At 47.8% G+C, this 23992-nt stretch carries 19 protein-coding genes; 5 read left to right on the top strand and 14 right to left on the bottom strand.

Annotated features, from left to right (window positions below):
• Nucleotides 1-145 precede the first annotated feature (145 nt).
• From QUA50_RS24545 to QUA50_RS24505, 9 genes are all read right to left on the bottom strand, one after another.
• The gene (locus tag QUA50_RS24545) at nt 146-664 is read right to left on the bottom strand and encodes a Ycf51 family protein (protein ID WP_333232194.1); all 519 of its coding nucleotides are present in this window, start codon (nt 662-664) and stop codon (nt 146-148) included.
• 84 nt (nt 665-748) lie between these two features.
• Nucleotides 749-1807, bottom strand: coding sequence for an adenylate/guanylate cyclase domain-containing protein (locus QUA50_RS24540; protein WP_333262279.1), 1059 nt, complete (start codon nt 1805-1807; stop codon nt 749-751).
• Nucleotides 1804-2178 (bottom strand): response regulator, encoded by a 375-nt coding sequence (locus QUA50_RS24535; protein WP_015177895.1) that lies wholly within the window; start codon nt 2176-2178, stop codon nt 1804-1806. Before QUA50_RS24535 ends, QUA50_RS24540 begins: the two co-directional genes overlap by 4 nt.
• A complete protein-coding gene (locus tag QUA50_RS24530) occupies nt 2171-5881 on the bottom strand; it encodes a response regulator (protein WP_333267705.1) in 3711 nt (1236 codons plus the stop codon). The genes QUA50_RS24535 and QUA50_RS24530 overlap by 8 nt, the downstream gene beginning before the upstream one ends.
• 299 nt (nt 5882-6180) lie before the next feature.
• A complete protein-coding gene (locus QUA50_RS24525; RefSeq protein ID WP_333267707.1) occupies nt 6181-8694 on the bottom strand; it encodes an MASE1 domain-containing protein in 2514 nt (837 codons plus the stop codon).
• 557 nt (nt 8695-9251) lie between these two features.
• The gene (locus QUA50_RS24520) at nt 9252-10592 is read right to left on the bottom strand and encodes an ABC transporter substrate-binding protein (protein WP_333267709.1); all 1341 of its coding nucleotides are present in this window, start codon (nt 10590-10592) and stop codon (nt 9252-9254) included.
• A 55-nt stretch (nt 10593-10647) separates the two neighbouring features.
• Nucleotides 10648-10839 (bottom strand): hypothetical protein, encoded by a 192-nt coding sequence (locus QUA50_RS24515; protein WP_333053225.1) that lies wholly within the window; start codon nt 10837-10839, stop codon nt 10648-10650.
• A gap of 261 nt (nt 10840-11100) precedes the next feature.
• Nucleotides 11101-11409 (bottom strand): hypothetical protein, encoded by a 309-nt coding sequence (locus tag QUA50_RS24510; RefSeq protein WP_333053322.1) that lies wholly within the window; start codon nt 11407-11409, stop codon nt 11101-11103.
• 168 nt (nt 11410-11577) lie between these two features.
• Nucleotides 11578-11712: a hypothetical protein gene (locus tag QUA50_RS24505; RefSeq protein WP_333267711.1), complete on the bottom strand. Its 135-nt coding sequence runs from the start codon at nt 11710-11712 to the stop codon at nt 11578-11580.
• Between the two features lie 61 nt (nt 11713-11773).
• Here QUA50_RS24505 and QUA50_RS24500 point away from each other — a divergent pair, with 61 nt between their 5' ends.
• Both QUA50_RS24500 and fmt read left to right on the top strand, forming a co-directional pair.
• Nucleotides 11774-12001: a hypothetical protein gene (locus tag QUA50_RS24500; protein ID WP_333208315.1), complete on the top strand. Its 228-nt coding sequence runs from the start codon at nt 11774-11776 to the stop codon at nt 11999-12001.
• A gap of 140 nt (nt 12002-12141) precedes the next feature.
• Nucleotides 12142-13155 (top strand): methionyl-tRNA formyltransferase, encoded by a 1014-nt coding sequence (gene fmt / locus QUA50_RS24495; RefSeq protein WP_333267713.1) that lies wholly within the window; start codon nt 12142-12144, stop codon nt 13153-13155.
• 253 nt (nt 13156-13408) lie between these two features.
• Here the strand turns inward: fmt and QUA50_RS24490 are convergent, their stop codons facing one another.
• The 3 genes from QUA50_RS24490 to QUA50_RS24480 all read right to left on the bottom strand — a co-directional run bounded on the left by QUA50_RS24490 (nt 13409) and on the right by QUA50_RS24480 (nt 16830).
• Entirely contained in the window at nt 13409-14650 is a 1242-nt protein-coding gene (locus tag QUA50_RS24490) for an exonuclease SbcCD subunit D (protein WP_333267715.1), read from the bottom strand.
• Nucleotides 14651-14888: 238 nt separating this feature from the next.
• Nucleotides 14889-15464 (bottom strand): Uma2 family endonuclease, encoded by a 576-nt coding sequence (locus QUA50_RS24485; RefSeq protein ID WP_333208312.1) that lies wholly within the window; start codon nt 15462-15464, stop codon nt 14889-14891.
• Between the two features lie 88 nt (nt 15465-15552).
• Nucleotides 15553-16830, bottom strand: coding sequence for an ATP-dependent DNA ligase (locus QUA50_RS24480; protein WP_333267716.1), 1278 nt, complete (start codon nt 16828-16830; stop codon nt 15553-15555).
• Between the two features lie 329 nt (nt 16831-17159).
• Between QUA50_RS24480 and QUA50_RS24475 the strand changes: the two genes are divergently transcribed.
• Nucleotides 17160-17447 carry a glutaredoxin family protein gene (locus QUA50_RS24475; RefSeq protein ID WP_333267727.1) on the top strand — a complete coding sequence of 96 codons (288 nt, stop codon included), beginning with the start codon at nt 17160-17162 and terminating at the stop codon, nt 17445-17447.
• Between the two features lie 49 nt (nt 17448-17496).
• A complete protein-coding gene (locus QUA50_RS24470; RefSeq protein WP_333267718.1) occupies nt 17497-18990 on the top strand; it encodes a UDP-N-acetylmuramoyl-L-alanyl-D-glutamate--2,6-diaminopimelate ligase in 1494 nt (497 codons plus the stop codon).
• 240 nt (nt 18991-19230) lie between these two features.
• Here the strand turns inward: QUA50_RS24470 and QUA50_RS24465 are convergent, their stop codons facing one another.
• Complete coding sequence (locus QUA50_RS24465) at nt 19231-20847, bottom strand: HAMP domain-containing sensor histidine kinase (protein ID WP_333267720.1); 1617 nt, start codon at nt 20845-20847, stop codon at nt 19231-19233.
• Between the two features lie 406 nt (nt 20848-21253).
• Between QUA50_RS24465 and QUA50_RS24460 the strand changes: the two genes are divergently transcribed.
• Nucleotides 21254-22660: a TldD/PmbA family protein gene (locus tag QUA50_RS24460; protein WP_333267722.1), complete on the top strand. Its 1407-nt coding sequence runs from the start codon at nt 21254-21256 to the stop codon at nt 22658-22660.
• 312 nt (nt 22661-22972) lie between these two features.
• Here the strand turns inward: QUA50_RS24460 and patX are convergent, their stop codons facing one another.
• Nucleotides 22973-23176 carry a heterocyst-inhibiting protein PatX gene (patX, locus tag QUA50_RS24455; RefSeq protein WP_333267724.1) on the bottom strand — a complete coding sequence of 68 codons (204 nt, stop codon included), beginning with the start codon at nt 23174-23176 and terminating at the stop codon, nt 22973-22975.
• Nucleotides 23177-23992 lie beyond the last annotated feature (816 nt).

Raw genomic sequence — 23992 nt, 5'->3', positions numbered from 1 at the left:
ACCGATGTAAGCGAGGCTCTGCCTCGCGAGATAAAAATTGGAGGCAGAGCCTCACGATCTGCGTTACCAGGCAGAGCCTGGGAACGAGTATATCGATGATTTTGGGGTAGGAAAACGGCATTTCCGTGCCCGACATTGCTATCTTTTAAGCTTGGTATTTTTTCAGAATAGCAACTTTTTCGGGGAAGATTTCGATCGCCATTTTGTCATCATAACGAGTCGCGAGCGATCGTCTCACCTCGCCCAAAAACAGCGGCTGCGACAGCCCAGGTTCAGGATGTACCACTGTACGAACCCGGATGGTCATGTAGTCTCTGCCACGCCCAGAGCGCCCTGGAGAGTACAAGTCCGCAGCCGCTTGCCGCATCGTTGCTTCTAATTCAGATTCCGTGATCGTAGGTGGCACAGTAACTACTGTTTGAGCGCCGCCAGTATCGTAAACTAAAGAATAGCGCACCGCACCCGGAATTTCTGTACGGGAAAACAGTCCCAAACCCAGACCAAATATACTCGCAGCAATTACTCCCATAAAGCTGGTCACTCCCACCAATCGGAAGCGAAAACCCCATTTGAAGATAAATGCTATAACTGTTAGAATAGCTAAAGCTCCTGTCAGAATTCCCGCCCATTGGGCGTACATTAAAAGGTTAGAATTTACGTTCATTTGATGATTTGTTGACTGTTGACTGTTGACTGTTGACTGTTGATATTAGTTACCGATACCCGATGCCCAATGCCCAATGATTAATTAAGCGTTTCGGGCCACAAGCAGATAAGTCATCATATCGCCTTTCCCCTTCACTGGAATCACGCCGCGCTCCTCAAAAACGTACTTACCCCGCAGGCGTTCGTAGGTAGCAACTGTCACCTGAATGCTGCCGGGGACGCCTTGAGATTCCATCCGGGAAGCTGTATTTACCGTATCTCCCCACAAATCGTAAGTAAATTTTTTAGTACCGATTACCCCAGCTTCCACGGGGCCTGTGTGGATGCCGATGCGGATGCTGAGCGGCTGACCTCCCTTGGTACGGATCTTAGTCATTGCTGCTTGAATTTCCAGGGCCATTTCCGCGATCGACTCGGCGTGGTCGTCGCTGGGCGTCGGCAAACCGCCAACCACCATATAAGCATCGCCGATCGTCTTAATTTTCTCAAGTCCGTAGCGCTCGGCCAACTCGTCAAAAGCCGAAAAAATTTCGTTGAGCAACTCCACCAATTGGGCCGGCGATAAATGAGCCGAAAGCTTAGTAAAACCGACCAAATCGGCAAACATCACTGTCACCTCAGCGAAACTGTCTGCGATCGTAATTTCCCCGTGTTTCAGGCGCTGTGCGATCGCCCTCGGTAAAATATTTAACAGCAAACGCTCGGACTTTTCCTTTTCCTGGGCCAACTCATGTAAATACGCCTGTTCCTTATCCCGCAGTCGCTTCTTTTCCAGACAAGCGCTAATCCGAGCCTTGAGCAATACCGGATTGAACGGTTTAGAAAGATAATCCTCCGCCCCCAACTCTATACACCGAACGATACTGTCGATATCGTCCACCGCCGAAATCATAATCACCGGGATGTAGCGCAACTTTTCGTCCGCCTTCAGACTTTCGAGCACCTGATAGCCGTTCATTTGCGGCATCATAATGTCTAGGAGAACCAAATCAAAAGGATGGTTTCGCAACATTTCCAGAGCTTGGAGACCATCTTCAGCAACAGTCACCACATGGCCTTGACGCTGAAGTCGGCGGGCCAGCAAATCGCGGTTTACCTCATTGTCGTCAACAACCAGCACGCTGCCCTCGTCACCTTTCATGTCAGGGCCTCTTTGAGAAGAGTTTCAATTTTACCCAAAAGTCGGGGAAACTCGACCGGTTTAGTGTCATAGTCATTGCAGCCTGCAGCAAGACACTTTTCACGATCGCCCGCCATTGCGTGAGCCGTCAGCGCAATCACCGGAATCCTGCTAGTTTCAGGAGCCGCCTTAATTTGCTGCGTTGCTTGCCACCCGTCTAGAACCGGCAGACTCATATCCATCAGAATCAAATCTGGTACTTTCGCGAGCGCCATCGACACCCCCTCAGCACCGTCAACAGCAATAAAGACCTCGTGTCCCTTGCGGGCCAGACGCCTGGAAAGCATATCCCTGTTCATTTCGTTATCTTCGACCAACAGGATTTTAGCCATTGGTGTTCTCCTTGCCTTTCGAGTCGTACCTGCGATCGAACCTGTTATTTACTATAGAGCGAACATCGCGCAACAAAGTATCGCAACTGTAGAGTCCCTTTTGTAGCACCCGCTCGACGTAGCCGTTTAGCTGCTGGCTTTCGGCCGGTGTCAAGTTTTTCCCCGTGATCGCAACAATCGGTATAGGATCTCCCGAATGGGATTTGCGAATTTCGCCGAGCAACTCAAAACCATCCATTTCTGGCAACATCAAATCCAGTAATATCAGGTGGGGGCGAGCAACTTTTAGCCGATCGAGAGCAGCGCGTCCGCTGTCAGCTTCCGTTACTGCCCAGCCTTGTGTTTCTAGTACGCATCGCAGTATTTCGCGCGCGGCAACGTCGTCTTCCACAATTAGAATCTGACAGGTCAAATTGTTACTTGCAACCCCGTCTTGGTCGCGTCGGTACTTGTTCAACAAGGCAGCCAGCCGTTTGCCGTCCACTGGTTTGGTGAGGTAGTCCGAGGCACCCAATGCAAAGCCGAGGCTTTTGTTGCCCACAAAGGATAGCAGGATTACGGGAATTTCGGCAAGATCCGGATCTGCCTTCAGCGCTGAGAGTACCGCCCAGCCGTCCATTCCGGGCATGATCACGTCGAGGGTAATGGCGTCTGGCCGCAGTTGCTTAGCGAGCCGGAGAGCTTGCTCGCCGCCGCCGGCGACTTCTACGTGCAGTCCTTGGCGACTGAGGGCGCGCTGGATTAAATCTCGCGATATCGGGTCATCGTCAACTACCAGCACCGTACCGACAGCGGGGGCGTCGGGAGGGTTTGTGCTGTCGCGGACTTTGTTGGGGATTTCCGGATGTTTGATGGCTTTGGGCAAGAGCACGGTGAAAGTGGTGCCGGAGCCCAAGGTGCTGCTGACCTCTATGCTGCCGCCCATCATCTGACAGAAGCGCTGGCTGATTGCTAGTCCCAAACCTGTGCCGCCGTACTTGCGAGTAGTCGAGGCATCAGCTTGGGTGAAAGGTTGGAAAACTTGCTGCAATTGCTCTTGTGTCATGCCGATGCCGGTGTCGGCGACGCGGAAACTTAAAAATTCGGAGTTGGCAATTAAAATTTGGGAAGATTCCTCTTGATTTTTCATTTTTAATTGTTCATTTTTAATTCTTTCCACTCCGATCGCAATTTTCCCGTTTTGTGTGAACTTCGCAGCGTTGCTGAGCAAGTTAAGCAGCACTTGCCGCACTTTGGTCATGTCCGCGTGCATGGTGTCGAGGTTGTCTGGACAGTACACTTCTAGGGTATTACCGTTTTTCTCGACCAGCGGCCTGGCCGTGGCAACAGCACTTTCAATTAAGCTATGAATGTCGAAGGTTTCTAAGTAGAGATCCATTCGGCCTGCTTCAATTTTAGAAATATCTAGGATGTCGTCAATCAGGGACAGCAGGTGTTTGCCGGCGCAGCAGATTTTTTCGAGATCGGAGACGGATTCGCAACTGCCCAATTCTTCAGCTTCTTCTTGAAGCATTTCGCTGTAGCCAATGATGGCGTTGAGCGGTGTGCGAAGTTCGTGGCTCATGTTGGCAAGAAATGTGCTTTTTGCCCGGTTGGCTGATTCTGCTGCTTCTAGGGCCAACTGCAAGGCGGATTCTGCCTGTTTGCGATCGGTGATGTCTTGGACTGTGCCTTCGTAGTACAAAACGCTGCCGTTTTCGTCGCAGATGCTGCGCGCGTTTTCAGCAATCCAGATTGTGCTACCGTCTCGGCGGTATATTTGGGATTCAAATTTTGACACTTGGCCGCGCGCGCCCAATTGGGCCATAAACTCGGCGCGCCGATTGGGATTAACGTAAAATTGATGGTTGATATCGGTGAGTTCGGCGAGCATTTGGGTACTGGATTCGTAGCCGTAAATTCGGGCTAGTGCGCTATTGCCGCTGAGGTAGTACCCGGAAGGCGTTGTCTGGAATATGCCTTCGACTGCGTTTTCAAAGATGCTGCGGTATTTTGTTTCGGATTGTCTCAAGGCTGCTTCTGCTCGCTTGCGCTCTAGGGCATTGGCGAGCATTTCTCCTACCATTTTTAGCTGTGTGGATATTTCGGTTGCTCGACCTGCTGTTTGCTTTAAGCCCTCGAATCCGAGAAATCCTACTAGGTTTTTACTACAACCTATTAGGGGAATAATTATTAGCGATTGGATATTTTTTAGCGGTTTTTGTGATTCTAAATTATTGATGGAAGCGCCCATTCCAGGTATTGAGGCGGTTGCTGTTTGATTGACTGTTTGGGATGGGGAGTCTGTCTGGAATTGGGCTGGACTTTGACCCATCAAATAGGCAATTTCGGCGATTGCTGGGGGCGGGAGTTCGCCGATTTCTGGAATAGAGAGGCATTCGGCGCGATCGAGTTTTTCTGCTATCCAAGGGATTTGTGCGATGTCTATTGGTTTGTCGGTGCTGTTTTTGACTGCCGGAATGCTTTCGCCGCACCACTCGTAGGTTTTGTCGGCGCGGGTTTTGTCGAATGATAACAGGTAGATGTAACTGCGGTCAAACCCGATCGAGGTGGCGATCGCTTCTAGGGTTCGATCGATGCCTTTGTCTATTTCTGATAAGGGCTGGCTGATGAAATGGGTTGACAAACGGGCAATCAACTGAGCGAATTCTATTCGATACTGCAAAGATTCTTCTACTTTTTTGAGTTTGGTAACGTCTCGAAAGCTCCAGACTCTACCGACTGTTTTCGCTCCGACTGTTGATGGCAACGAATTTAATTCAAGAATTCTTCCGTCTTTAAATTCTAATAATTCGCTGATTTGAGTATCTGAATCTGCCGACACTTCGATCGCGTTTTCGAGAAATCTTTGCGGGTCATTTAATTGTTCCCTGGCGTTGGGTAATCCTGTTTGGATCGAGTTTTTGACTGTGCCGAAGGTCGATCCGCTCAACTTTCCTTGGCTGCCGGACAAACCCCACATCTCTAGAAATTTCTGATTGTAATTACATATATTGCCGTTTCTGTCAACGGCCAGAATTCCTGCATCTGTAGATTCTATAACTGCTTGCAGCATCGAGAGCGATTGCTTGTGTTCTCTAATGTCAAAAAACACCAAGACTGATATTTCGCTGCTCTCAACGGCGGGATGGAAAAAATAGGAAACTGGTAAAATCTTGCCGTCGCGACACAAAAACTCGTCGTCCCAATTGTTGCAAGGTTGACCCGAAGCGATCGCCTGTTGTAAATCTAGTGTAGGTGCGATCGGCCTATCTTCAGTCTTGCGGGGCGACTGTTTCGGAGCCGTCAAAACTTGGGATTTGTTGCCTTTGTTTTGCTTCCCGATGCGCTCTAGCAGGGAAACGCCTGCAAGTTCCGATTCTCGCCACCCCAGCAAGCGTTCGGCCTCTGGATTCACCGAGATTACACAGCCCTTGGCGTCAAGGATACACAATCCCGCTCCCCAACTGTTGACACTCGCTCGCAGTCTATCGAATTCTGAAGCTGTTGGAGAGTCTTGAGGGGACTGGGGCGAGTCAGTTAAATCCTTTAACGCCACTGTCTCGTTGTTCAAGCAATCCTGCTGAAGTTCTTGCTGATTCTGAACTTTGTCATAGCTACAACTTACCTGCTCTAATAAAAGCTGCCACTGCTCAGCAGTGGGAGGAGGAGACTCGCCGACTAAACCGAGCTGTTCGAGTTGGCGCTGGAGGTGGGGGTGCATATTTTCTGGCACTTTGTAGGCAACTTTCTACAGTATATCTTTTTAATTAATAATATTATATATACGCAGCTATACAGTTAGTCTAAAGCTACGGAACCGAGCAAATCTTAGGTTCGATCGAAAAGCCTATTGAGCATCTGTGTTGTCCAAAAGTTTTTAAACTGCGCTAATTATATCCTAACTGCTTTAATGATTTGGCTATATGTTTAAAATCTCGATACTGGCTAGGGAAAGAATCAGCGAATTGCGGAGGCTAATAAAACCGGCAACAGTCGAAAAGAAATGTCAATAAATTATTATTATTTGTCAGACTTTTCGGTTGAGATTGAAAGGTCGGTGAAAATAGCTGGCAGCCGAATAGTAAAGGTAGAGCCTTTGTCCACCTCGCTGAATGCGGTAATGTCTCCGCCCATCATTTCGCAGAATTTCTTAGTAATCGTCAGCCCCAAACCAGTGCCGCCGTACTTCTTAGTAGTTGAGGAATCTGCTTGGGTGAAAGGCTCAAAGATTCTGGCTAACTGTTCGGGACTCATGCCAATGCCGGTATCTTTGACCGTAAAAACAATCCAATCTTGAGGGGAAGATAATAGAGACAAGCTATTTTCATTTTGGCCGCCTCCTCTATACGCTCCAAGTTTTTTGCCTTTCTTTGCAGACTCGGCGGGGGGTTCGACGGATCGGGTAACGGCGAAGGTAATCGCGCCGGAGCAAGTAAATTTCGCGGCATTGCTGAGGAGGTTGAGCAGAGACTGCCGGAGTTTAGTCAAGTCGGTCTGCATTGAGCCAATATCATCGGGGCATTGTATTTCTACAATATTGCTATTTTTGTCGGCCATCGGCGCGATCGTGGCAACTACTTCCTCAACCAGAGTTGAAATGGTGAAGATTTCGACGTGCAAGTCGGTGCGGCCTGCTTCAATTTTGGTCAAGTCGAGAATATCTTTAATCAGTGTGAGTAGGTGCTGGCCGGCCGTGTTAATTCTTTGGAGGTCGTCGATGAACTCTTCGGCACCGAGGTCTCGGGCGTCTTCTTGCAGGATCTCGCTGTAGCCGATGATGGCGTTGAGGGGGGTTCTGAGTTCGTGACTCATGTTGGCGAGAAAAATGCTTTTCGAGCGATTTGCAGCTTCGGCGGCTAGTGCGGCCCGGCGGAATTCTTCGGAACGCAAGCGTTCGGTGATGTCGGTGGTCATGATTAAAACGCACTGAGTGCTGCCGAGGTGGATGAGTTCCACTGACAGCAGCCAGTCGCGCACTTCGCCGGCTTTGGTGCGAATTTTGATTTCTTGGTTGCCGATCGAATTTTGTGATTGCAAAATCTGGGCGAGCCGCCCCCCGTCTTCTGAATTGACAAATATTCCTAAGTCGCTGGGAGTGCGGCCGAGAAATTCGTGCCGCAGCCAGCCTAATGAGCGCAAAAAGCTTTCGTTGGCATCGAGGAAGCATCCGTCTGTGAGGGTGCAGATGCTGATGCCGACTGGGGAGGCGTGAAAGGCCTTGGAAAATCTTTCTTCTGAAGAACGCAGGGCGGCTTCGGCTTGCTTTCTGTCTGTGATGTCTTGGACGGTGCTGGTGATGTAGAGGGAGGTGACGGCGGCTTGTTCGTAGACGGTGCGGTTGCTACCGTCGGGAAGTATGAGCCTGTAGTCGATGCTGTAAGGCTGTTGCTGAAATAAAGCGGCTTCGATCGAGGTTCTGACTAATTCTCTGTCTTCCGGGTGCACGTATTCCAAGAAGGCTTCCAGGCTGGGTTCAAAAGTTCCGGGTTCCTGTCCCAGGATGCGGTAAATTTCCTCTGACCACCGCAATTGCTGGGCGTTGCGGTCTAAGTCCCAGTTGCCTAGCTGGGCGATGCGTTGGGCGTTAGCGAGGCTGGCTTCGCTGGCGCGCAGGGAGACTTCTGCTTGGTGGCGTTCGGCGACGGTGGCAGCTAAGACTAAGCCGGTGACGGCGATGACGGCGATGAAGGCTTGCAGGGATAACAGTGCTTGGGGGATACTGCTGGCGTGTTTGAGGAAGGGGCCGCTGCCTCGGGCGATACCCCAGATGGCGAAGCCGCAGAGGATGAAGTTGGAGAGGGCGGTGTAGCGCTGACCGAATCGAAAGGCAGCCCAAACTACTAGGGGAAATGGTAGGTATTCGAGGGGATAGCGGGCGTAGGCGGCGCGGGTGCGGGAGCAAAAGACGAGCCAGCCGACTGCTAGTAGCAGCAGCAGCCAAATCGCTCGTTCAGCTATCTGTTTGCGATGGGTGGGGACTTTGGGCAATTGTTGCCACGTCAGTAGCAGCGGGGCGACGAGCACAATTCCCATGGCGTCTCCGACCCACCAAGTCCCCCAAATCGTGCCAAAATCGCTCCAGCTAGATATACCACTCAGGCATACGAGGATGCTGCCGATGGTGGAGCTGATCAGGGTAGATCCCAAGGCTGCTAGTCCGACTATTCCTAAAACGTCTTTGAGCCGATCGAGCCCGGCGCTAAAGTTAAGGCCTTGGAGTAGATAAGTTCCCGTCCACGCTTGCAGGCTTCTGGCGCCTGCCGATATCAATGCCGTGGCGATGTTGGCCGACGGTACGCTCATGCTGAACAGGAAGCCTCCGATCGCGATTCCCGGCCACAGTTGCCGCCCAAACAGCAGCAGGGCGACTTGGGCAATTCCTGCTGCTGGCCACATCGGGTAAATTTCTGAACTGAGGGTGAGGGTGGAAATGGCGAATTGCGACGCCCAATAGTAGACCAGGGCGATCGCGCCTACTGCGAGGAAGTACCGCCAGGAATGTCCTTTGATTGCGTTAAGGAACTTTGTCTGCATGGTCGTTTGGGGAAAAGGTGGACGGTTGTTGGGGTCTCAGTATGTGGCACGGGACAGGCACAGGGTAGAGAAAATGTTTCTATTAGGTGATGGTAGGTCATGGGTGGTAGGTACTGGGAGAAGCTTTTGAGCTAACTTTTTGTGGTGCCGTTGAGGGAGCGGTTTTTTTGTTCGATCAAATCTGCCCATGAATTTCGGGAGTATCGCTTTTTTGTAAATATATCTCTAATGGCTAAGCAATTGGTTTGTAAATTTTGGTTTTTGTTAAAAATTTATTACCGAGCGACAGCGGGTGTCTTTTTGTGTCGGGCGATCGTAACTCAATGCACCCTAACATCTTGCACCCCGATCGATAATACCTAAAATACCTAAAATACCAATAACAGAGACGTAAAATCTCTGCTTTTAGGTATGTTTGGGTCAATAAACACGGTTTCTGATTAGAACAGCAGGCGGTAGTTATTTTCACTAGATTTTTAACCAATCAATCAAGGCTTCAAGTCTTGCGCTTGGATACAGTGAAAGCGGATATATTACAGCAAAAAAAATTTTTTTGTCTATTTCTCTTTGGCTGTTGCAATATCTAAGGTTAGTGTCAAACGCTCTTGAGATTCTTTAAGGGCGTCTTGGGGGTTGCGGCCGAGAAGGGTTGCCTCTATGGCGCGACCGAGGTTTTCTGATAGGCGGGAGTAACCTGATATAATGGGTCGCGCTCTAGCTGAGTTCATTTGTTCTAAAAATACTTGCAAAACAGGGTTTTTTTCCACAAAGCTTTGATAAGCTTGGCTCTGTCTCGATTTTAAGTTAATGGGTAAATAACCTGTTCCCAATGCCCATGCTGTTTGGAATTCTTCACCTATAACGTATTCTAAGAATACTAGGGCTGCTCGCTCTCGTTCTGGCGAGGTTTTCATTAAAAATAGGTTTTCACCCCCTACGACGGCTGCGGGGCGTTTGAGGATGGGTAAAGGCATTGCTCCGTAGTCGATCGCGCTTTGCTGCAACTGTGCTAGCGTCCACGGCCCGGTGATTTGCATGGCGACTTTCCCGGCGATGAAATTGTCGAGTTCGTAACCGCGTTCGGGTGCTGACAATATTGCTGAACCTTCTTTTAACAAGTCGCTCCACAATTCTAAGGCGGCGTGAGAACCGGGATTATCTATTTGGGGTACAGGATTTTGAGGTATTTCGCCTTTGAGTTCGCCCCCTGCACTGAACATGAATGGCAGCCAGGTAAATACTGTCCATTCTCCTTTGCCTAGGGGGAGCACTATGCCGTGTTGGTCTGTGCGGCCGTCTCCGTTGGTGTCTCGCGTGAGCGATCGGGCTGTTTGCTTTAATTGCGCCCAATTCTGGGGCACTTTTTTGATTCCTGCTGCTGCAAATAAGCTGGGACGGTAAAATATGGCGACGTTGTTTGTGCCTAGGGGAACTGACCAAATGTGTCCGCCGAGTTCCATTGACTCGAAGAGTGCCGGGTAGATTTCGGCTTTCCGGGGCGATTTGTCGATCCAGTTTTCTAACGGCACAATTGCGTCGAGTTCTGCTAGTTTTCCTGCAATTGAGGGGTTATTCCACAGCACATCCGGCGGTGCATTTCCAACTATTGCTGTGAGTATTTTTGGGAGTTGTTGGTCGGGCTGACCGATGTAAACTGGTTTGATCTGGATGTTGGGATGTGTTTTGTTGAATTTGTCTGTGAGGGCTTGAAATACGTCGCGATTGGGGGGGGGATTGATGCCGTGCCACAGTGTGAGTTCGATCGGTTCGCCGTTTTTCGATGCGGGGGTTGTGCGGTTTTGACAGCCGCTTAATATTAGCAGATTTAAGGTAAGTAAAATGCCGAGCGCTAGTTTGAGTGGCTTTTTAATTGCTTTGGATAATTGGGATAAAATCATTTGTTAGTTGGATTCAGGGAAGAAGATTTTTTTAACCGCCGATGAACGCGGATAGTTAGAGGTTGGTAAAACGAGCTAAATCTCGAAAATCTGCTGGTAGCTGATTTCTCTCTCCATCGGAGGTGTTTTGAAACAAAACAGTGAAAGCTCCTGCTCCTAGTCTATCTTGCGGCCACATCCGATAGCAAGGAATTTCTGTCAGGTGCGATCGATATTTTTCTAAATGAGGAACAGTGACTGGCCCCAATTCGGGGAATTTGCTTAACTGCCCTTCGCTGACTTGTTCATTTTATGCAGTTGAATAAGTGCAGCTCATGTATGCAAGATAACTTTGGGGCTCTACAATTTTAGCAGAATTGGCTAAAATTATTTTTTGGCGATTGGCATTGCTGTTGATGGTGACATTACAGCGGATTCCAGGTTTATAAAGTACACCCCAGAAACCGGGTTTCTTCTGGATTTCTCGCCAGAAACCGGTTTTATTCAAGAAACCCGGTTTCTCTGTACTTCACTTACCTGGAAAGTGCTGTATGAAAGCAGCCGGGTGCTTGTCTCTTTTTGCTAAGAGTGATTTACCAATACAAGGAGCATCTACTATTACTAAATTAGCCGTTTGTGGTATTTTTTCGGCAAGTATTTTTGAATCGACGTTGGCGGCGGCTGATGGTTGAATTTGGCAGCGTCTTAAATTAGAGATCGACATTCCCATGCGTTTGCCTATGGCTTCGTTGCACAACAGCAATTCTGGGTTTAATGTTTTCCAGGCAAATATACTTTTTCCTCCGGGGGCGGCGCACATATCTAATATTACTTTGATTGGCTGCGGTATTGTTAATAAGATAGAGGCGGCGAAGATTGAGAAAAAGTCGAGACAGTAGTAATGTTCTGCTTGATGTAAGGAATGTTTTCCCGGCTGGGATTCTAAGGCTAGTCTATCTACAAATTGGGGTTGCCAAGAAACTGGAATTTCGAGATCAAATGGGTTTTATGTTGGTTGTGGTTGCAGCCACAAAATAGCAGAATTAAAAGCTTGGGGATTAGTGACGGCGTGAATAAACTTTTCTTGTTCGGCGGTGTAGGCAAATAAGCTGCGGCTGAGTTTTAGCAGAAAATTCGACAATTATTTTCCTGTTCTAGTAGATATGCTAAAATTGAAATTAGCAGTAAAAAATGTAGATTATATGAAAATTTTTACTAAAACAGTTCTAGTTAACTTGGGAAGCATAGATGCAAATGTTGTTGCGTATATAAAACTCATTGGTTTTGAGCGATCGAGTTGGGCTGCACCTGAGTATCAATCGAGATTTTTTTTGCCGATCGCACAACTCGGAACAATTATAGAAGTGTATAATCTAGAAGCAAACTATTATTGTTTTAGCCGATCGATAAATATTACACGAGTCCGGTGAGTGAAAATACTCATAAACTCGCTTGTATCATAGCTGCTACGCGCTGAATAGTCTGTATAATATACTATGGTTTTTTGCCATTACCTAATTGACGACTAATGAGTAATGACTGAGGACTACTTACTAATAACGAAGAATCTATGAAAATTGTTTTTTTTGGCACTCCCGACTTTGCTGTCCCTACTTTATCCAGTTTGTTAAGCCACCCAGAATTTGAGGTTGTGGGTGTAGTGACTCAGCCGGACAAACGCCGGGGAAGAGGCAATCAATTGATGCCTTCACCTGTAAAAGATGTGGCTTTAAATCACAGTATCCCGGTTTTGCAGCCGCAACGAATCAAGAAAGATGCTGAAACCATTGCCAAATTGCGAGAAGCGCAGGCGGATGTGTTTGTGGTGGTAGCTTACGGCCAGATTCTTTCTCAAGAAATACTCGATATTCCTAATTTGGCTTGCGTTAATGTTCACGGTTCAATTTTGCCGAAGTATCGCGGTGCGGCGCCGATTCAGCGGTGTATTTATGACGGGGAAAAGGAAACCGGAATTACTACTATGCTGATGGATGCTGGGATGGATACTGGGGCGATGCTGTTGAAGGCTTTTGCTGGTATTTCACTGTTGGATAATGCTGATTCTTTGGCGGATAGGTTGGCGGAAGTTGGGGCGGATTTGTTGATAGAAACTTTGATGAAATTGAGGGACGACCAAATTGAAGCTGTTGTTCAAGATGATGCTGAGGCGACTTATGCGCCGATGATTAAGAGTGCGGATTATGTGCTGGATTGGTCGAAAAGTGCGATCGACCTTCACAATCAAGTTAGGGGCTTTTTCCCGGATTGCACGACGACTTTTCGCGGCAATTCTCTGAAGGTGATTGCTACTGTGCCCGTCGGGCCGGAATATTGGCTGCAAATGCCAGCGGATTTGAGAGTTTTGGAACGCGAATGGCCTGTTTTGTCCCAGTTGTCGGGGGAAAAAGGGGCAGTTGTCAAGGTTGTGAAGGGCTTGGGGGCGATCGTCCAAACCGGTGATGGTTTGTTATTATTGCGGGAGGTGCAGTTAGCGGGGAAAAAGGTGCAGTCGGGGGTGGATTTTGCCAACGGAACTCGGTTGGCTGCGGGTGAGGTTTTTGGGAGGGTTGAAGTTAAGGAATGAGAATTAAATAACTTCCACAAGTTTGTGGGATGGGCGTCCCGCCCGTCCAAAAAAGACGGGCGGGACGCCCATCCCACAATAACAATTAAAATTGTAAGTTCTTTAATTCGCGATCCTAAGTAAATGAGTGGTAGGGAGAAACCGGGTTTCTCCGAATCATTTGGGTTGAGTACGAAACATATAGGAAGAAACCCGGTTTCTGAGATTGTGTGGTAGGGAAAATTTACATACCCCATCTTACCTAAAATTCTACCTAAAATTCTACCAAAACTTCCTCGGCCCCGCCCAACAAACCCTGGGCCGCCTCCAACATACTCTCCGCCACATCTTTCAAATCTTCGCGACTTGCCAGATAAGTTTTCAAAGCTTCTAAGGGTTCTATACTATTATTAGCATTCAATTCTGGCAACCGCGGCCTCGCTAGCTGACTGACTAATTCCGGTTGAATTGTGTAGCTGTGCGCTTCGCCCAAAAGTGCGTGCAATTCTGCGCTGTCGATTAAATCCAATTGTTCCGATCGCAATTGGTAAATTAATCTCACAACCGCGTCTTGGATTTCTTTCTTGCCAATAGCTTTAACTAACTCTGCTTGCGGATTTTCCGATTCGGAAACATTCACTTTAATCGTCTGAAACACCCGCACTGGCAAAGCGCAAAATTCCCACTCAGCTTTTCCCCGTTCCAAATTAACTAACACAAAACCTTTATCTTCTTTCTCTTCGCTAAAATCAACTCGTTCGATGCTTCCGGGGTAAATTACGGGCGGATTGTTGTCAGCATTGAGATTTTGGTGTTTGTGTACGTGGCCGAGAGCAACGTAATCAAAACAAGGGCGAGTTAGCATGGAAACGGGTATGTTAAAACCTTTACCAACTGCTAAAAAACGCTCGGCACCCAAGCTTGCTTTATCGGCCATTAAATGCGCTAAAAGTACGGTTGGTATGTCGGGGTTGAGGCGGCGGATTTCGCCTTCCATTGCGATCGTCAGTTTTTCGGTTAATAATTGGTTAACATCGCCCATAGACAGGCTTTCAGTCTCGGAACGTGTCATTAAGGTCGATCGAGTCAACCAAGGTAATGTTACCACCTGTACCGGCCCGCTGCGGGTTTGAATCAGGTGAGTGTCCAGGCGATCGCCTACAATAAACTTAGGTATCCCCAAAGTCCGGTAAATTCCCAAACTCGCGCCGCCTTGTCCCTGAGAATGTTGGTCGTGATTTCCTACTAGCAAAACCGTCGGAATTTGCGCGTCCACCAAGCGGCTGAATTGGCGGGCAAAAGCCTCTTTTACAAACGGTGGAGGCGTCGAATCCGGGAAAGCATCGCCGCCGAATATGACTAAATCTACGGGTTCAGAAATTGCTCTGTCCATACATTTACTCAGCGTCGCCGCAAAGTCTTCCAGCCGCGTATTTAAACCGGTTTCTGGATTAATCCGCCCGTGGGAAAAGCCGCTGCCCATGTGGATATCTGAAAGGTGTAAGATTTTAATCATTGTTTTTTCTATTTGTTAGCTATCGTTTTGGTTCGGAGTGAGGACTGATATCATGTCCGGTCGAGCGAGATCGATTTTTGTAGGGGCGGGTTCACCAACAATACCTGCCAATAATTGACAATCTCCAAAACCCGCCCCGACCGAGATATTATGGTTAATCGATCGGACATCATATGAAGTCATCAGAATCAGGACTTGCATTCCTCACTACGAACCTAAGAAAGGTTTTTTTCATACATCACAATATGATGCCTGGGACTTTTTGATAAATTTCGCTAATTGCACAACTAAAATCCGCACTAACAAATTCTACTCTATCTCCTTGTCGGTAAATCTGAGAAACCCAGTTCCCCTCAGCATTGAGTCTAAAACATTCAATTTTGATTTCGGATTGAGTGATTAACACGTATTCTTGCAAACTCGGAGAAGTTTGGTAATCGACAAATTTATCCCCCCTGTCAAAAGCTGCTGTTGAGGGCGACAATACCTCAACTACTAAAGATGGATATAAAATGAAATCTTCAGTAGTTGAGGTATCCCTTTCGTCGCAAGTCACCGCTACATCAGGATAGTAATAGCAATTTGCCTCTTCCAGTCGGACTTTTATATCTGATGATAAAACTAAGCAGTCAGTGTTATCTAAGTGATTTCCCAGTCGCCTTACTAAGTTGCTAGCAATAATAATGTGAGGCTTTTTTGCCCCTGTCATTGCATAAACGTGTCCGCGTCTGTATTCGTGTTTGATGGGGCTTACTCGTTCGCCTTCTAGGTACTCTTCTGGGGAGATGTAAAAATTATTTTTGCTAACAAACATTGATGTTTCCTCCGATATTTTTATTTGACACTATTGGTTAATAATCGCACACCCGGCTGGGAAACGGCAGTGCCGTTTCCCTACAAATTTAACAAAATTCCAGAAATCGGGCGTGCCACAGTTTGCCGCTTTCCGTCAAACCCTGCGATCGCACTTTAATTTTGACACTTTTGGGGTTAGCCTCGTAGAGTCGGGCTATTTCCTGCATTTCCTCCCCGCTAAACCCGGTTCCCACGGTTCCTACTGGCACTAATTTGCCATCGATTTCTCGCGCAACTTTGACGGCGCTAAAGGGCCTGCCCGCCACTTTTGTCGCCGTCAAACCCACAATGAAAAGGTCTAATTCTAGACAGTATTTAGTCCTCACCATCGGATATTTCTTCACATCTTTGCCGCCGACATAGCGGCTGTCGTGCAACACCCAAACTTCGCCTTCTCTATTTTCAGATTCCTGTTGATTTGCCAGGACGAGTTTTTCGGATGCGGTGCGAGATGTCGGTACAACTTCAAAGGCTGGGGATAAATTCGCCAGCATTTCGCCGACTTCAACTCCCGCTGCAATTCGTTCGGATTCTGCTGCGGTAGTTAAATCATTGCCTTTGAAAAACAAACTTTTAAAAATGGCATAAATTGCGCTGGGCTGGATTGTCGGACAACCGCTTTCAATATTAACTGTAGCAGCTTGCGCCCCCGTGCGGTGTTCGCTGCCGGTACAGCTTTTGTAATACAGTTCGCCGTCTAAAACAAAGGTGCCAATTTTAGCGGCTGTGTCGGTTAATGCGCGATCGATCTCAATTGATGCTTGCTGTCGCAGGTTAGTCGATCGCGATTGGTAGTATACTTTATCTGCCGTCGCGATGACAACTACTCGATTGCCGTCGCGCTTCGGCTGTCCCCAATAATCGGGATTTTCGATATAATAAGAACGATCGCTCGGCGCGTCAACCGGCTGCATCGTCACAATCCTTCCCGGCTGCAAGTGCGGTGGCAATTCGGCAACAATGGGATTGTTGGCAGTTTCTATTTTTGGGGCGGAAGTTGATTGTTTAGCAGCAGCTAAATCGGCGGTAGAATTGTTTGGAGTATTGAGGGCTTTTGGCTTTTCTCCGGTTTCCAATTCAAACGCTCTTTTCCAAAAGCCCACAGCCATTTCCGGGTATCCTTCCGACTCCGCGCACAGTGCAAAACCAATAACTTTTGCCGTACCGATGCCGCGCCCGTAATCAGCTAAATACTGCACTGCCCCCGCTTCTCCCATCAAGTGCAATCCTCGTGTCACGATGCGATTGTTCCAGCGTTCTCGAATGTCGGCGCTAATTTTTTTTGCTGCTTTTCGCTTGGCTTCTGCGTATTCGGTGCAGTCCATACTGCCTCCTTTTTGTAGGGCTACTTATATACTATACTAAAGCTTGATTTATTAGTCAATATTAAGTTTACAATTAGGTGGTGTGAATAAATTTAATTCTTTCATTGGTGAACTAGATTTATTTTTTAACCGCAGAGGGCGCAGAGGGCACAGAGGAAGAGAAGAAAGAGATAGTCAAGCGCGGTAATCTGTTCGCCGCCGATGCTAAGATAACTTCGATCGCGCGTTGCGACTAATAAAGCCGTGAGTTGCGTCTTACTCGCGTTGGGTTCGCCAACTTGCGATCGCACGTTTGAGAATTTAATATCGAGTTTAATCTTACTGTTATGATGCGATTGATTTTGTACAGCAAACCCGGATGCCACTTGTGCGAAGGGTTGCAAGAAAAACTCGAACAGATTGAAAGCCTGAAGTTTGAACTCGAAGTCAGAGATATTACCGAACGCGATGACTGGTTTCAAGCTTATCAGTACGAAGTTCCAGTTTTGTTTAAAGTGCAGCCCCTGCCCACAAATTCTGTTGGCGAGGCTGCATTCTCCGCTGAAGAACTGTTACCCCGTCCTTCTCCCCGCTGTAGTGTCGCCCAATTGGAGCAAATGTTACAGAAATATTTGTAAACCGATGAGTCAGAATAGATTGAAGACATCTAAGTGAGGAGTTTTTCAGATGAAATTGAGAGAATTATTAGCAGCAGTTCCCAGCATTTCCTTTGACGCGCAACATCCCGCCCTCGATGCCGAAGTCAAGGGTTTATCCACTAATTCCCACGCTTGTCAGGCGGGCGATTTGTTTTTGGGAATGCCGGGAACTCGGGTTGATGGGGGAGATTTTTGGCAAAGTGCGATCGACTCTGGTGCAGTTGCCGCCATAATTTCCACCCAAGCAGCCGAGAAAACACCTTCCAAAGGCGGGGGTAGTTGCGTCATCGCAGCAGCGGATATGGCTCAAGTTTGCGGTCAAATAGCCACTGCTTTTTACGGCAATCCAGCTAGCAAATTAAAACTTGTCGGCGTTACGGGCACTAACGGCAAAACTACAACCACTCATTTAATCGAATTTTTGCTCAATGAAATGCAGTTGCCGACGGCGATTTTTGGCACGCTTTACACTCGCTGGCCGGGCTTCCAACAAACTGCACTTTACACCACACCTTTTGCAGTTGACCTGCAAAAGCAATTAGCAGAAGCTGTAGTCGCCGGATGCAAACACGGCGTGATGGAAGTCAGTTCCCACGCCCTAGCGCAGCAGCGAGTTTTGGGGTGTAGTTTTGAAGTTGCTGTCTTTACAAATTTGACTCAAGACCATCTCGATTATCACCGCGATATGGAGGATTATTTTGAGGCTAAATCGCTTTTATTTGGTTCCGATTACCTCGCAAATCGCGCTGTGATTAATATTGACGATACCTACGGGCAGCGGATAGTTGAAACCCTCAAATCTGACCTAGTTTGGAGTTACAGCACTAGCGACAAAACTGCTGATTTGTATGCTTCAGATTTGCAGTATCAGCCTAATGGAGTTAAGGGAATGCTGCACACTCCGAAGGGTGAAACAGCTTTTTCTTTGCCTTTAGTCGGTCAGTTCAATTTATCAAATATGTTGGCTGCTGTTGGTGCTGTTTTAGAATTGGGTTTAGATTTGTCCGCCATTGTGGAGAAATTATCTCAGTTTTCGGGAGTTCCGGGACGGATGGAACGTGTGCAAATTAGCCCGGAACAAGATATTAGCGTTATTGTTGATTACGCGCACACTCCCGACAGTTTGGAGAACTTGTTGAAGGCGTCGCGGCCGTTTATTCCGGGTAAGATGATTTGCGTGTTTGGCTGCGGTGGCGATCGCGATCGCACTAAGCGCCCGATTATGGGTAAAATCGTTGCAGAATTAGCCGATTTAGCTGTTGTTACTTCCGACAATCCGCGCACGGAAAATCCCGATCGCATTTTGGAGGATGTTTTAGCAGGAATTCCCGCCGCAGTAAAGCCCGTCGTGATGTGCGATCGAGCCGCTGCAATTCGCACTGCTATTATGGACGCTCAACCGGGAGACGGTGTGCTGATTGCAGGAAAGGGACACGAAGATTATCAAATTTTGGGCACCGAAAAAGTCCATTTTGACGATCGAGAACAAGCGCGAGATGCCTTGAAAGCCAGAATGAATTAGGTTAAATGAATTCGGTTAACAGTTAACTGTTAACAGTTAACTGTTAGCTGTTCGTGGGCTGTGAAATTTGTTGTATTTTTAAGTATTGATAGGACGATAGAATCTGATTGGCACTAGATTATATCTGATTAATCCTGAGACTAAACAACTCAAACTCATTGACTGTTGTATTTCTGCACTGGGAGAAGGAACTGAGTTTGTCATTGAGATTTTAATTGACTAATGACTAATGACTAATAACTATTGCAGCGGCAAAAATACCGTCATCACCTCACCCTTTTGAGGGCGCTGGCGAATTACCAACTTCCCGCCAGCAGCCCGAAATAAATTCTTAGTCACGCTCAAATTTAAACTCAAACTTCCCGTCTCCGGCTGCACCATCAACAAAGGCCCGATCGATCGCAAAGGAGCATTCGCCGCTTCTGCAAAAGTCGATGCGCCATTACCTTCAGGTAAATGTTCCGATTCCAACTGCAACTTGACCCGATCGCCAGCTAATGTCACCTCCACCTGAATGCGACTCCCCGATGGCAAAGTTCGAGTAAAATTCTCAATTAAATTAGTTAAAACCTGATCCAGCATCGTCGGATCGCTGACTACCGCAGGCAACTTTTTCGGCACAATAACTTCCAAAGTGTGGTTTCGCACAGCAGCCTGTTTTTGCCAGCGCGGAATGCTATGAAGCAGCACTTCACCGAGGGACATTGCTGTTAGCTGGACGCAGGAATTTTTGGCTTGCGACATTTCCAATTCCACGGCGCGGAAAATTAAACCGAAGCGATCGATCTGAGCGGTACACTCAGCATCAATCATTTCCAAACGCTTGACTACCACCGGATCGAGTTTGGGACGTTTCAGCAGCAATCGGGTCAGCGTGCGAATGGTAGCCAAAGGTGTGCGGACTTCGTGGGCGATCGCCTGTAGCAATTCCACCTCTTTAGTAGCCAGAGGAATTGAAGATTTGCAGTTGATATCTGCAGCAGATAACTTGTGATGTCTATGGTTCAAACCCTCATCAATTCTTTCATCCTTGATCCTGCCTGCTTCATCTTTCCCAATTGGCAAATTATGCAACAGCAAGCGGCTGAACTGCATCACAGTTTGATACTTTGGCTCCACAGGCAAAAACTGCTGGAACAGCGCGTCTAATTTAGTAGAATTATTAGTTAATTTGCTAACTGGTAAATTGAAGCTACCGTCAGAATTGGCAAGCAAACATTCGCTTTCAGTCACCCTGCGCCGCAAAACTTCCCAAGCTTTGGCGACTACTTGCGGATCGAAAGAAAATAGAAAAGCCGGAATTCCCGCAGAATTTTCACCCAAAACCATCACCAGGCTAAAACTAGCAGTTAAAACCAAACAAAACTGCTCGTTGGCTAAGGGATCGCCACTTGCCAAAGCCAAAGCCGGGGCCGCCGCAGGCACTGATATTTGCACCTGGGCCGCCGGCAGTAAAGCTAAAGTTTGTCTGGCCCGAAAAGACCACAAAGCCGCATCGTTGTCGGGAATACTGGTAAAAATGCAATTGGCAAAGCCGTCGGCCAAAGCGGGGTCAGTCAAAACCGAAGACGGGCCGGACAACACCAATCCCTGACAGGAATTGGAGATTGTCGATCGACCATTTGCTCGATCGGCATCTGTTTTTTGTCCTGCTTTTTGCCGGTCGAGCATTTGATTCAAAGCTGCGATCGCCCCGTACCATTCCTGTTGGGCCTTCAGCCGAGAAGCCCCACGACTGGCAGGACACCGATGGCGGTTGTTTTCTCCTGCCAACTTAGCATCAAAGAGACTGAGGTCATTTTCTTGGCCTTCGGAGGCTAAAATTTCGCTTATTGTCGGTAAAAAGTAAGTATTCATAGTAGTTATAAACCCACCTTCACCAGGCATGAAGGGTGAAGTATTTATGTATAGGAAAGTTCAGGAGTTAGGAGTCAGTCGATTTTAGATTTTAGATTTTAGATTTTAGATTTACCCCACAGATAAATCTGGGGGCTTGAACTAGGGTCTAAAATTTTTATCTTTCCACGACTTAAGTACGTGGCACGGTATCCGTTTTTGGGCCTTGTCAAGCACCAGCACGATCGAAAAATCCCGCATAATTTCTTGCGCCTTCCTCCTAACTCACAGGATATCCACATTTGTCAACTAACGATATTGGCAGAACCGTACCAAGAAGTCGCAATCTCCGCGCTTGGGGCGAGATTTTGGACGATCGCCCTGACAACAGTGCAAAATGAAGTAAGTTAAACACCGTGCTTTCCTTATGCCCACCTCGATCGCCGACTCGAAAAATCTGCTGTCAGACTTAATGGCACGCTACCGCCACCAAGTCGATTATCTGGCAATTCGACTGGAAGAAGCCGAAGGCACCGACATCCTGCTGCGGGGCGAAAAAATTGAAACCCTCAGCGAAGGAGTCTCAATTGGCGGCCAAGTCAGAGCTTGCCACAAAGGCGGTTGGGGCTTTGCCAGTTTTAACCGACTTTCCACTCTCGCCGAAAGAATCGAAGAAGCCATCGCCGCGGCCAAACTGATCGGCGAAGAAGAAACGATCCTGGCGCCTGTCACCCCAGTACAAGACATTTGCTTGCTGCCGCTGACAGGAACAGACCCCCGTCTGGTTCCCCTAATTGACAAAAAGCAATTGTGCGATCGCTACGCGGCCATTCTCCGCAGCATTGATCCCCGCATCGCCACCATCTCCGTGCGCTACGGCGACAGCACCCAGCGCATCATCCTCGCCACCTCCGAAGGCACCATGCTGGAACAAGGTTGGGCAGACATGGAAATGCGCTTTGCCGCCACAGCCCGCAGCGGGGAAACCGTACAAACCGGCCGCGAAACCACCGGTTCCCGCAAAGCTTACGAAGACTTAACCGATCTCGATGTTCAAGTTCGCAGCGCCGCCCAGAGAGCGGTAGATTCCCTAGCCTTACCCCCCGTCCAAGGCAACACCTACACCGTCGTCATCGACCCAATTCTGACCGGATTGTTCGTCCACGAAGCCTTCGGACACCTTTCCGAAGCCGACATGGCCTACGAAAATCCCGACATTTTGGAAATTATGACCCTCGGCCGCCAGTTCGGCCCAGAAAACTTGCAAATTTTCGACGGTGCAGCGCCAGAGGGACACCGGGGCAGCTATTTCTACGACGATGAAGGCACTCCCGCGACTACTACTCAGTTAATTAAAGACGGGGCTTTAGTCGGGCGATTGCACTCGCGGGAAACTGCGGGCAAATTGGGAGAAACGCCTACTGGCAATGCTCGCTGTTTGAATTATCATTATCCGCCGATCGTCCGCATGACGAATACTTGGATCGAACGCGGTGACACGCCAGTTGCAGACTTATTTTCTGGTATCAAAGAAGGAGTTTATGCGCGCAATTGGCAAGGCGGCATGACTAACGGCGAAATGTTTACTTTCAGTGCCGGCGAAGCTTGGATGATCCGCGACGGAAAACTCGACAATCCGGTGCGGGATGTTACTCTTTCGGGTAATGTTTTCAGCACTTTAGCCGATATTGAGGCGATCGGCGACGATTTCTACTGGGATGAATCCGGGGGCTGCGGCAAGGCAGGGCAAAGCGGTTTGCCCGTCGGCTGCGGCGGCCCGAGTTTGCGGATTCGCGATGTCGTTGTTGGTGGCGAAGCTGCGGAAGAAAGTTAAAGCTGCAAAAGTTTAAAAAAGAAAGGTAAAGCCCAAGATTCCTACTGGCGCTTTACCTTTCTTTATTTTTTGAGTGCAACATTTCCCGCCCGTTGGTGGTGTCGGATATCTTGAGGACGCTTGGCCAAAAAAACCAGAATAGCCAAAAATTATGCCTTGAGTCGTCAAATACCGCTGAAAAATCGGTTTTTTGCTACGCAGTAAGTAACTCCGCAATTAATGGCTGGAAATATTAAATTTTTCTCTTCTTATCCCAATTTTATATTCTCCCATTCTCCCCCTAATTCCCTGCAATTATCGCTTTTTTCGGCTTTATCTCCCGGTGCCTCGTTGTGGCGGCTCATCTTTACCGTTATCTGCGTCAAAAGTCGGAGTGCCAGCGAGAGTCGTTAAAAGTTCTGAAGGAGAGTTGTCTTGAGCAAAAAAGGTCGATCGAGTTTCTAAGCTTTGAGCATTAACTGCGCCAGCACTCAGTAACAGGCTTGACATCAGGATGGAAGAGTAAACGCGCATCATAAATTTTGGTGGGTGTATTTTCCCCTTCTTAATACGCAGTCTGTACTCTGCTATCAGGATAAAAAAATAATTGTGGTGAAATCATCAATTAGTAAGTGACGGCACCTGCAATTTTTTTTAATTTTGGTTAAAAGCGGGTTAAATCCATCATCTAGCTCGCTTTTTCGCTGGTAATTTCTAGTTATCTGCTAGTTGCGGGCAACCAGCAGAATTTAAGACCATGTTCACAAAAAAATGCTACTCTTATATGCCCGTGTTCCCAGCCCTGGTAGTTATAAATCATTCCCAAATCTAAAATCTAAAATCTAAAATCTAAAAGGGTATCGCCCCTGAAATTCTCTAGAAACAGTCTTCCAACAAGGAAACAAAAACCGCCAGTTGTCAAGTTTTACAACTTTTATGATTAACTTGATAATTTATTGAGTTGAAGCGGCAACCGGGGATTACAGACACAACAAGAGAGTACCCAGGCGCGCCATCAGCACGTTATACTAATTCTCAAAACTCATGCAACAGCAGCCTCCGGGTGCGTCGCCACCTGCCAATCCTAAAAAAGAGCGACAATCTCCAAGATCCGCACCTTACCTGAAGCGTGAGCGTAAACAAACCAAAAACTCATAATTGTTGCAAGAGTTGGGAGAATTGGTATTACATATAAATATAGCAATCCTAAAGGAGTCGTAAAGTTTTTACCCCACCCCAACCCTCCCCGATGTCTTGGGGAGGGAGTACGAAATTCACAAATGATGCGAGGATTGCTATATAATTTTAATTGTTATTGTGGGATGGGCGTCCCGCCCGTCCAAAAAGGACGGG

The sequence above is a fragment of the Microcoleus sp. M2_D5 genome, from assembly GCF_036701935.1.
GTDB lineage: Bacteria > Cyanobacteriota > Cyanobacteriia > Cyanobacteriales > Microcoleaceae > Microcoleus.
Note: the sequence above shows the minus strand (reverse complement) of the source record. Positions and strands in the feature narration are given on the sequence as shown.

Coding starts and splice junctions, on each gene's coding strand:
- QUA50_RS24545 (WP_333232194.1), bottom strand. CDS start 664: ATGAACGTAAATTCTAACCTTTTAATGTACGCCCAATGGGCGGGAATT.
- QUA50_RS24540 (WP_333262279.1), bottom strand. CDS start 1,807: ATGAAAGGTGACGAGGGCAGCGTGCTGGTTGTTGACGACAATGAGGTA.
- QUA50_RS24535 (WP_015177895.1), bottom strand. CDS start 2,178: ATGGCTAAAATCCTGTTGGTCGAAGATAACGAAATGAACAGGGATATG.
- QUA50_RS24530 (WP_333267705.1), bottom strand. CDS start 5,881: ATGCACCCCCACCTCCAGCGCCAACTCGAACAGCTCGGTTTAGTCGGC.
- QUA50_RS24525 (WP_333267707.1), bottom strand. CDS start 8,694: ATGCAGACAAAGTTCCTTAACGCAATCAAAGGACATTCCTGGCGGTAC.
- QUA50_RS24520 (WP_333267709.1), bottom strand. CDS start 10,592: ATGATTTTATCCCAATTATCCAAAGCAATTAAAAAGCCACTCAAACTA.
- QUA50_RS24500 (WP_333208315.1), top strand. CDS start 11,774: ATGAAAATTTTTACTAAAACAGTTCTAGTTAACTTGGGAAGCATAGAT.
- fmt (WP_333267713.1), top strand. CDS start 12,142: ATGAAAATTGTTTTTTTTGGCACTCCCGACTTTGCTGTCCCTACTTTA.
- QUA50_RS24490 (WP_333267715.1), bottom strand. CDS start 14,650: ATGATTAAAATCTTACACCTTTCAGATATCCACATGGGCAGCGGCTTT.
- QUA50_RS24485 (WP_333208312.1), bottom strand. CDS start 15,464: ATGTTTGTTAGCAAAAATAATTTTTACATCTCCCCAGAAGAGTACCTA.
- QUA50_RS24480 (WP_333267716.1), bottom strand. CDS start 16,830: ATGGACTGCACCGAATACGCAGAAGCCAAGCGAAAAGCAGCAAAAAAA.
- QUA50_RS24475 (WP_333267727.1), top strand. CDS start 17,160: ATGCGATTGATTTTGTACAGCAAACCCGGATGCCACTTGTGCGAAGGG.
- QUA50_RS24470 (WP_333267718.1), top strand. CDS start 17,497: ATGAAATTGAGAGAATTATTAGCAGCAGTTCCCAGCATTTCCTTTGAC.
- QUA50_RS24465 (WP_333267720.1), bottom strand. CDS start 20,847: ATGAATACTTACTTTTTACCGACAATAAGCGAAATTTTAGCCTCCGAA.
- QUA50_RS24460 (WP_333267722.1), top strand. CDS start 21,254: ATGCCCACCTCGATCGCCGACTCGAAAAATCTGCTGTCAGACTTAATG.
- patX (WP_333267724.1), bottom strand. CDS start 23,176: ATGATGCGCGTTTACTCTTCCATCCTGATGTCAAGCCTGTTACTGAGT.